The sequence below is a fragment of the Nostoc sp. 'Peltigera membranacea cyanobiont' 213 genome, assembly GCF_002245975.1.
In the GTDB taxonomy this organism is placed as follows: Bacteria; Cyanobacteriota; Cyanobacteriia; order Cyanobacteriales; family Nostocaceae; genus Nostoc.
The window spans coordinates 21,735-30,289 of record NZ_NOLI01000098.1; the positions used below are offsets into that span (position 1 = coordinate 21,735).

Genomic DNA, 8,555 nt, shown 5'->3' on the forward strand with positions numbered 1-8,555 from the left:
TAATTTATAGCGCTTTTCGTTTGTATGCAATACAGTCTGACCTCAATTCCATTCCTCTCTTCTAAAAGGAGAGAGGCTTTGAATCTTACTCCCCAACGCTAGTAGGGAAGGGGCTGGGTTAGGTCTGTATTCGACTCAACACAGAGGCGCTAGGTTGATAATTAAGAGCGATCGCTTATATCATGTCCGCATAATTAGTTATGCTAACCACAGTCATTGCACCCCACCCCTTAATCCCCTCCCCGCTTGCGGGGAGGGGAGACAAAGCGTAGCTTTGGCGGGGGTGGGGTTCTTCGGGTTTAATAAACAATCAAGCGGACATGATATTAGGATTCAGATCGCCGAGTTCTTTAATCACTCGGCGATCTGGTTTCTCACGATTTATGCTTTCACACATTTGGAATGATCCCCCAGTTATTAGCAATCGAATTATCCACAGATTTCAATGCACCTTTTGATTTTTAAGCTTTTATTCATGATTGCGTATATTTTTTTACATTTCTTATAATTTCTTGAATCCATATCTCCAAGAGAGTTGATACTTTTAGCTACATCTGGGAAAAATTAATAATTGTAAAAAAATACTCTTGAAACAGAGTTGGTAAATGCTTGAAAGTGTATACTTTCAAGCATTTACCATGTTGGTTAAAAATTTATGCTTTTTAAGTAGTATACTTTCTCTGAGTTCAATCAGCAACAGGTATTTAAGTTCACAACCATAGTATACGTAAATCACGTTGTTAATTAAAACACATTAATAATATTAATTTAGCGAAACTATTCTAAAATGCGTAGAATTGATCAAGAACTTGAAGAGAATGGATATGCAGTAATTGACTTTTTAAATGAAACTGAAGTAAAAAGCCTCCTCAAATTTAACGAAAAGTATTCTTTTCCTAATAATTTGCTAACTACTGGTATGACTTTTAGTATAAGTACTTCATATTTATCATACAGAAAGCTACTTACTCAGGAAATAAAAAGGTATTTTGCTTCCAAATTGAAAATTTTATTTCCCGAATATAGAATAGTGCTTTGTAATTTAGTTTTTAAAAGTTCTGATGTATTATTGAGTGAAATGCCTCTCCATCAAGACCCATCATTAGTAGATGAACCATCTTTAACATCCTTTGGAGTGTGGTGTCCTCTAATTGATGTGGAGGAGCAAAATGGCTATCTCCAAGTTGTTAAAAAAAGCCATTTGCTGAATTCAAAACCTAGACCAGTTTTTGTTTTTGGCAGCTTTCCCTACAGCCAAGATGTACTATCACTTTTACAACAAAATTATCTTACTAGTGTCTCAATGAAAGCTGGACAAGCGCTGGTATATGATAAGCGACTTTTTCACGGTTCACCACCCAATACAACTACTGTTGAAAGAGTTGCAGCTGTATGCAGCCTAGTTCCTCAAAACATCTTGACCCATTTTTGCTACAGAGAGATGCTAACCTCTAACAAGCTAGAAGTATTTGAGGTAGAGGATGAATTCTACGATAGATACATCGTAGGTGAGAAACCAAAAGACGTTAAAAGTTTAGGGATATTTAATTATGAAGTTGACACACTAACACCAGAGCTACTTGTAAAAAAACTAGGAACAAAAAATTCCAATTTAATAATTCCTAATTGGGCAAGTTTTGAAATAAACTTTCAACCTCAGTTTTTAGAAAAACTTAACCCATCGCTTCAAAAAGTAGCAATCCTCGTTAGCAATGAATTTGAAGGTTTTTCTCAAAATGGGGGAATAGGCACTTACTATACAACCTTAAGTCAAAAACTTAAATCTGATGGTTGGTACATCATCCTGCTTCTTTGTCAAGCTGAAGCTGATTTCCAAGGAGAAGCAAGCTTCCCTGATGTAGATTGCGTATTTTCTACTCACGAAATAAAACAGGTTTTAAATCTTCAACCAATTCATTATCAAATTTTAGCTACAACGCAGCAAGATGCAATTAACAATAGCTTTAACTATCAGAGTTTCTGTTGTTTATTCTTCACTCAAGCAGTCATGGCTAGCTTACCAGATGCAGTAGTTTATGTAGAGTTTCCCGACATTTGGGGGTTCGGCTACCGCACAATTCAAGCTAAGAAAACTGGATTGCTGGGTAACAGTTGTCTCACGGGTGTTACTGCTCATGGATGCTTTGAATGGCTGCGCGAGGTTAATAGTAAATATACTCTAGAGCAACCCCAATGGTTTTGGCAAGCTTACCACTACGAGCAATTTTCCTATGAGAATGCAGATGTAGCTTACTTTCCTTCATACTTCCTCAAGTCAAAATTAGAAAGTTATGGTTGGAAAACATCCCAGTCCAAGCATTTACCATACTTTGTACCCATTGCACATCAACAGTGTAAAAGTGAGGGATTCGCAAATCAAAATAATCTCAATGTAGATAAAATACCCGTTGTCTTTTTCAGTCGTTTGGAAGAGAGAAAAGGACTTTGCACTTTTGTAGAAGCAATCAAATTACTGAGTCCTATTTTAGTTGAGAGAATTCAGATTATTTTTATCGGAAAAATTATTACCCTGCAATCGTCCCAACTACAACATCTAGACAGTCAGCAGTATATCAAACAAGAACTTGATAGTCACATAGCCTACAACTTAATACTAAATTTATCTAGTCAAAAAGCGATTAAATTTATTACTGAATTAAATCACCCAATTGTTTGCCTGACAAGCATACAAGAAAACTTTCCCAATACGGGATTAGAAATGGGACAGTTACCCGTTAGTTTAGTGGTTTCAGATACGGGGGGATTCCAAGAAACTTTAAATTTAGTTGAACGTTCTGACTGCGTGCGTTGGTTTCACCCAGAAAATTCCCATTCTCTCGCTCAAACGATAACTCAGGCAATTAATGCTTATCCTGAAACCCCATTAATTCCCCAATATGAAGTTTTAGAACAAGTAAATCAACGCCTGCTGAACCAAAGATTAGAATATATGAGTCAAGCTTTTATTAATGCTGCACCTAAAGAAACTCAAACTCCTAAAGTTACAATTGCTATTGTCTGCTGGCAGACAGTAAATACTATATTAGAGTGTCTAGAAAGTCTTGCCACCCAAACTTATAACAATTTTGATGTGATTATCGGGTATCGAGAATCAATTGATCAAGATTTACAAGAAATAATTACTCAAGCTCAAACTAAGTTTCCTAGCTATAAATATTTAAATTTAGATGTTAACTGGAGTTTGGGAGAAAGTTATAACTACTTAGTCGAGTTAGCAGCAGGAGAGTATGTTTTACAGTTAGCTGTGGAACATATTGCCTTACCAGATATGCTAGAAAAGTTAGTGATGGCTGCGATCGCATCGAATGCAGATGTGGTAGTATGTCCGCAAGTTGCACTTCAAGCGGATGGAGAACTAAAAGCGATGCCTGCGGCGGTAAACTACGCCTTCATCGATGGTTCCTTGCTCAAATTGCTGGAGTTTAACCACAACCAAGATATATCTGCGTTATTTGCTCTCAAACTGCTGCAAGAATTTCGTTACTCGCCAGAGAGAGGATTGTTCGCTCTCAATTGGCACATCTTAGCAGCAGCGATCGCCACTGGTAAAGAAATTGCTTACTACCCTTATCCTCTCTACGCCACTAGCAATTCTGCGTCAACAACTAATCCTGTAAATCTAGCTAAAGAACGGTATTATCTGCGCCAATACTTATATCAAATTGAGCCTAGTAAGTGGAATCAACGCCAGGTTAATTTCCTGCTGACAGGTATTGAGCAACTTCTGCAACAGCAAAACTCAGGTAAAGTATGGCACTTTACTCATCAAAATAACCAAAATTTATCTCCTCAATCTCAGGCTTGGATACTAACTGCACAGCAAATTCAAGACGAACTCACACAAACCCAAGAAACTCTAAAAAGCGTGCAAGCTTGGAATCAAGAGTTACAAGGTGGAAAAGATTGGTTAGAGGCTCAATGGCAGACATGGATGCTGAGGACACAAAAAGCCGAGTTGGAGTGGGAACGATGGCAATCTTTCAGTACGATGATGTCTGTGAGTAAGTTTTGGCAACTCCGCAGTGCTTGGTTAAAATTTAAACGGCTTCTCGGTGGGAAAAAGCCTGACCCGCTTTTGTTAGCAAATCAAGTTAACTCCAACACTCAGATTCGAGATTTTGTGGCTCTGATTGCTAGTCAAAAAGTGAGATTTTTCCAGCCCGAAGCTTCAGAAGCTCCAGTAGTTTCGATTATTTCTGTGTTTCTTAACGACTATCAGTATTTTGAAACTACCTACAGAAGTGTAATTAATCAAACCTGGCAAAATTTTGAATGGATTATTGTCAATGACGGCTTAACAAACGCCGATGCGATCGCATTCATTGAGTCATTATCTCAAAGAACGAACAAAATAAAAGTCCTCTCTCATTCTAATCAACAAGATGATGCAGCAGGACGCAACACAGCAATCGCTCAAGCTGAAGGCAAATATTTATTTTTTATCAACTTGGTTGACATTTTTGACCCAACATACATTGAAAAAAGCCTTCTGTTCTTAGAAACCCACCCCGATTTTTCCTTCGTTAACTCCTACTCTGCTATTTTTCAAGCACAGGAATACTGGTGGAATTATGGCTTTAGCCAACCTGCTTCATTCTTCCACGAAAATCAGTTAAAGGGAGGATTGCTATATCGCAAAGTTGATTTTGAGCAACTAGGGGGGTTTGACGCAGACTTAAAGTTATATGCGGATTGGGAACGGTGGCTAAAAGCGATCGCCAATCAACAACTTGGATGGACAATTCCTGAATATTTAGAGTGCAATCGCAGCATTAACTCTTTAGAGCAAGATCCTTGGGAACTCAAGCGAGTAACTGAATTAATCCAGTCGCGCTACCATGATTTTTTTAGCAGCACCCCGACTCCAAATATTTCTCTCAACCGTCAATCACTTAACCCGCAGCAACTCAAATATAAAATAGCCGGACAAAACTCCCTTAAGCGCTACAATTCTGGGAAACGCTTGCTGTTTTTCTTTCCTTCCCTATCCAATAGCAATGTTGATAAATTTCATCTGGACTTAGTGAGGCTGCTGGAAAAAGAAGGTTATGAAATGGCGATCGCCACAAGCTTCAAATCAGAGCATCCTTGGTATGATTCCTTTTATCGCCTCACACCAGAAATATTTCATCTACCTAATTTCTTAGATCAAGTGTACTGGTTGGCTTTTATCCGCTACATTATCCAATCTCGTCAAATTGATATTATTGTAATTTCTCACACAGACATCGCCTATTACTTCCTCCCTCTACTCCGTGCTGAATTTCCTCAAGTTACTTTTATTGATTGGACATACACTGGCGAGTCCAATTCCCAAAGCAATAATTACTCCACTGTCTCTAGTCAATTTAGTCAGTATCTTGACTGTCAAGCTTTATTCTCTCCAGAAATGACTGCGGTTGAGAAAGATATTAATTATCCAACTAAATCTAAGTTGAGAGTTTGCTCCAGTAATTTTGAAATGATAAACATTTTTACTGAAGCCATCCAAACACGTCAAATGCAAATCCAATCAGAAATTGACACGGAGTTAGCAACTGTAGCTTTATTACTTGCACTCAGGTAAATTTAAGCTCCATAACATACTTGCCCATCACAAATTTTCTCCTATTCATGCGTGGGGAATTGGGTTTCGCAGATCGCGGAATACACTCGACTGATGCGTAGACGCGGAGCGGCTTGTCCAAGGACATTATTTTTACACAAATCCTTAGTGCAGATTGCCCAGGAGCAATTATTCTAACTATTAACTTTATGCGGCTAGCTTACTCTCAGTCAATATTCAGTCTGTTTGTGAGTTACTAATTTCACATTCAAGCTCTACAAAACCCAACAGCTTCTCTTCAACAGCACTCAAATACGGTCGCTTCTGTGACTTGAAGAAGATTTTGGACAAGTTGTCCAACTTTACCTTCCAAAAATATGCAAAAAATAACATTAAGAAAAACTAAAGGAAAAGTTGACGAGGAGTGATATTAAAGCAACGAAAAATTTCAGAGAGAAAATGCAAAGAAATGCGTGGTCTATAACTGACTTTTCACGGCATCTTCTGGATTTGGGTTCATAGTCGCTAGGGCAATACAGCACCAGAAAGACCAGGATTAGCAATTGCCCCCTGGAGTTGGCACGACTTGATTAGCTTCCCACACTTTGCTGATGCACCACTATACAAAATCAAAGTAGGTGATATGCTTTTTATCATTGCCGAACGTGAGTTAGGTAATGGTAATCACTCCAATAAGCGATGTCTATCGACAAACCGTTGCACGTCTACGCACAAATTATCCGAAAGCACTAAACTTCAAACATCAATACTACCATGCTCAAACTATTGCCTAAATTTGCAATGGGGATTGCAACTGCTGCTCTTAGCACTGGCGTAATTGGAACAAGTCTTGCCCAAAACTCTACTGTTAGCTATGACTTTACAATTAATGTCACTAAAGGCTCCTTACTTTCTCTTGCTCCATCTGCTGAACGCGCTTCAATAACCGCTTGGGGGTATACTTTAATGACTTGAGGGTGCGATCGCCCTCACTCCAAAAGTCGTAGTGATGCTACGCCTACTGGTAATTCTCGCATCAGCCGCCAGTTTCTAACTCCAACAAACTCAACACTTTCTCTTCCAAATCCGTCAAATAAGCACGATTCAGCTTCCCCAGCGTCTCCAAAAACTTCTGCACCGACTCCTCCAGCCCACTCGAATACACCCGATTGAGGCGATCGCAAATCACCCGCATCTGCTCACACTCCGCAGGCAGGTAATTGTAAGATTTGAGGTGCTGCAACCCAATGGCGTACTCGCCATCCCACATTCTCACAGTGCAACTGAACTCATTTGCTTGGCTGACAATCCCCCAACAGCCACCCTTTCCTCTGAGTTCTGGGTTGTCAAGAGCAAGGATTTGGCAGACTTCGCCGATTTAGTAGGTGTTTGGTAATACTTTCGTCCTTTCAATTATGCATTGCACTACGTCTTACTTATAAGACGCTGAACTTGGACAGATACATCAGGAAAGCAAAGGGGTGAAATAGTACCTGTGGTTAATGTCAGTTCGGTTTTGTATTCCCCATTTTTTAGGTCACGAAATACTTTTAACTGCGGAGTCTTCAGGTTGACAACCCAGTATTCAACAATACCAGCCTCAGCATAAATGTCTTTTTTCTCACCTAAATCTTTGCTCAGGGTGGCTTTGGAAAATTCAATAACCCAAAAGATATCTTCTGGGTAAGGATGGTGTTCTAAGTAGACCTCACCTAAAGGTTTGACAATCGCAACATCGGGAGCAGGTTCTGAATCGTTGGGTAAGGTAATCGGTTTGGCATCGCGGATTTTTACCCGTTCACCAAGCAGTGTACGAAGATAATCAGCTGCTTCTGTGTTGTAGTAGGCGTGAGGTTCTCGTTCTGGGGGCATAACAATCAGGTCGCCACGCAATAGTTCAATGGACTGGTCATCAAAGATACCTGCCTCTATTGCTTGGTGATAACGTTTAATTGTCCATTTATAGGTAGTTACGGTCATAAACATTATTTAGCTCAAAGCCAAATCTATCATCAATTCCATATTCTTTCTCAATCAAACCTAACACCTTCTCTTCTACCTCCGTCAAATACAGTCGCTTCAACTCTCCCAAGTACTTCAACACAGCACTTAGGGCATTTTCCAAATTTTCGCGGTTCTGCAATCTACTGATGCGTAAGCGTAGCCCAAAGCAGGCATCGCTCTTAGAGAAATGCCAGTTATCTACATCTTCTGAAATTCTATTGAGTTTTGTTAATTTCTAGCCAGTTGTAGCGTGGGAACTGAACTTTGTTGAGCGCTGTATGAATCATGTAGAGGGGTTCTACAGCACTCAACAAAACAACTGGCATAGCTGGATGTCAAGAAGCGGGAAGTTTTATCTTTTCCCTCGTACAACTTCTTCACTGTCCCGTTGTGTTGCTAACTCCATTGAAACTGCAACCCAAAGACATTGGATGCCAAATTGCCAAAATTGTTTAGGGTGTTATCTCTCTCCCATATTCAGACTCCAGTACATTCAACAATTTCTCTTCGACAGCCGTTAAATAAGCCCGATTCACCTTCCCCAACGACTGCAACAGATTTTTAACTGTCTCCTCCAGCGAATCGGAATACACCCGACTGATGCGATCGCAAATCACCCGCATCTGCTCACACTCGGCAGGTAGATAATTGAAGGACTTCATGTGCTGCAACCCAACAGCATACTCGCCATCCCACATTTTCACCGTGCAACTAAAGTCATTCACTGCGCTGGCAATCGCCCAGCACCCACCTTTGCCTCTGAGTTCTGGGTTGTCTTTTGCTAGTATTTGGCACACTTCGCCAATTGGGTGCGTTCCATAATTTGTTGCACCCATATTTAACAATGCGATAAGTGGTACTTTACCCTCGGCTCGTTGTACACCGTCTACTAAACCTCTTGTTTTCGCCCAGATCACATTAATTAGGTTTAGCTTTACATTTACTAATCCTTTAGTAGAAGTATATTCTCTAGCAAAACTTTTCT

At 39.8% G+C, this 8,555-nt stretch carries 5 protein-coding genes and 1 pseudogene; 2 read left to right on the forward strand and 4 right to left on the reverse strand.

Annotation, left to right across the window (positions count from 1 at the left end; all coding sequences use genetic code 11):
* The first annotated feature begins 1,078 nt into the window (after nucleotides 1–1,078).
* Nucleotides 1,079–5,587: a glycosyltransferase gene (locus tag CDG77_RS23220; protein ID WP_190234044.1), complete on the forward strand. Its 4,509-nt coding sequence runs from the start codon at nucleotides 1,079–1,081 to the stop codon at nucleotides 5,585–5,587.
* Between the two features lie 753 nt (nucleotides 5,588–6,340).
* Complete coding sequence (locus tag CDG77_RS23225; RefSeq protein WP_094331724.1) at nucleotides 6,341–6,541, forward strand: hypothetical protein; 201 nt, start codon at nucleotides 6,341–6,343, stop codon at nucleotides 6,539–6,541.
* Nucleotides 6,542–6,602: 61 nt separating this feature from the next.
* Here CDG77_RS23225 and CDG77_RS23230 read toward each other — a convergent pair whose 3' ends face one another.
* From CDG77_RS23230 to CDG77_RS37840, 4 genes and pseudogenes are all read right to left on the reverse strand, one after another.
* Nucleotides 6,603–6,836 carry a hypothetical protein gene (locus CDG77_RS23230; RefSeq protein ID WP_094331725.1) on the reverse strand — a complete coding sequence of 78 codons (234 nt, stop codon included), beginning with the start codon at nucleotides 6,834–6,836 and terminating at the stop codon, nucleotides 6,603–6,605.
* 155 nt (nucleotides 6,837–6,991) lie between these two features.
* Complete coding sequence (locus tag CDG77_RS23235) at nucleotides 6,992–7,546, reverse strand: Uma2 family endonuclease (RefSeq protein ID WP_094331726.1); 555 nt, start codon at nucleotides 7,544–7,546, stop codon at nucleotides 6,992–6,994.
* Nucleotides 7,527–7,709: a hypothetical protein gene (locus tag CDG77_RS23240; protein WP_223269930.1), complete on the reverse strand. Its 183-nt coding sequence runs from the start codon at nucleotides 7,707–7,709 to the stop codon at nucleotides 7,527–7,529. The genes CDG77_RS23235 and CDG77_RS23240 overlap by 20 nt, the downstream gene beginning before the upstream one ends.
* Nucleotides 7,710–8,022: 313 nt before the next feature.
* Nucleotides 8,023–8,555: pseudogene (locus tag CDG77_RS37840) on the reverse strand (hypothetical protein); the annotation flags it as partial.

Excerpts from the sequence above, each read along its gene's own strand:
- CDG77_RS23220 (WP_190234044.1), top strand. The coding sequence starts at position 1,079 with ATGCCTCTCCATCAAGACCCATCATTAGTAGATGAACCATCTTTAACA.
- CDG77_RS23225 (WP_094331724.1), top strand. The coding sequence starts at position 6,341 with ATGCTCAAACTATTGCCTAAATTTGCAATGGGGATTGCAACTGCTGCT.
- CDG77_RS23230 (WP_094331725.1), bottom strand. The coding sequence starts at position 6,836 with ATGTGGGATGGCGAGTACGCCATTGGGTTGCAGCACCTCAAATCTTAC.
- CDG77_RS23235 (WP_094331726.1), bottom strand. The coding sequence starts at position 7,546 with ATGACCGTAACTACCTATAAATGGACAATTAAACGTTATCACCAAGCA.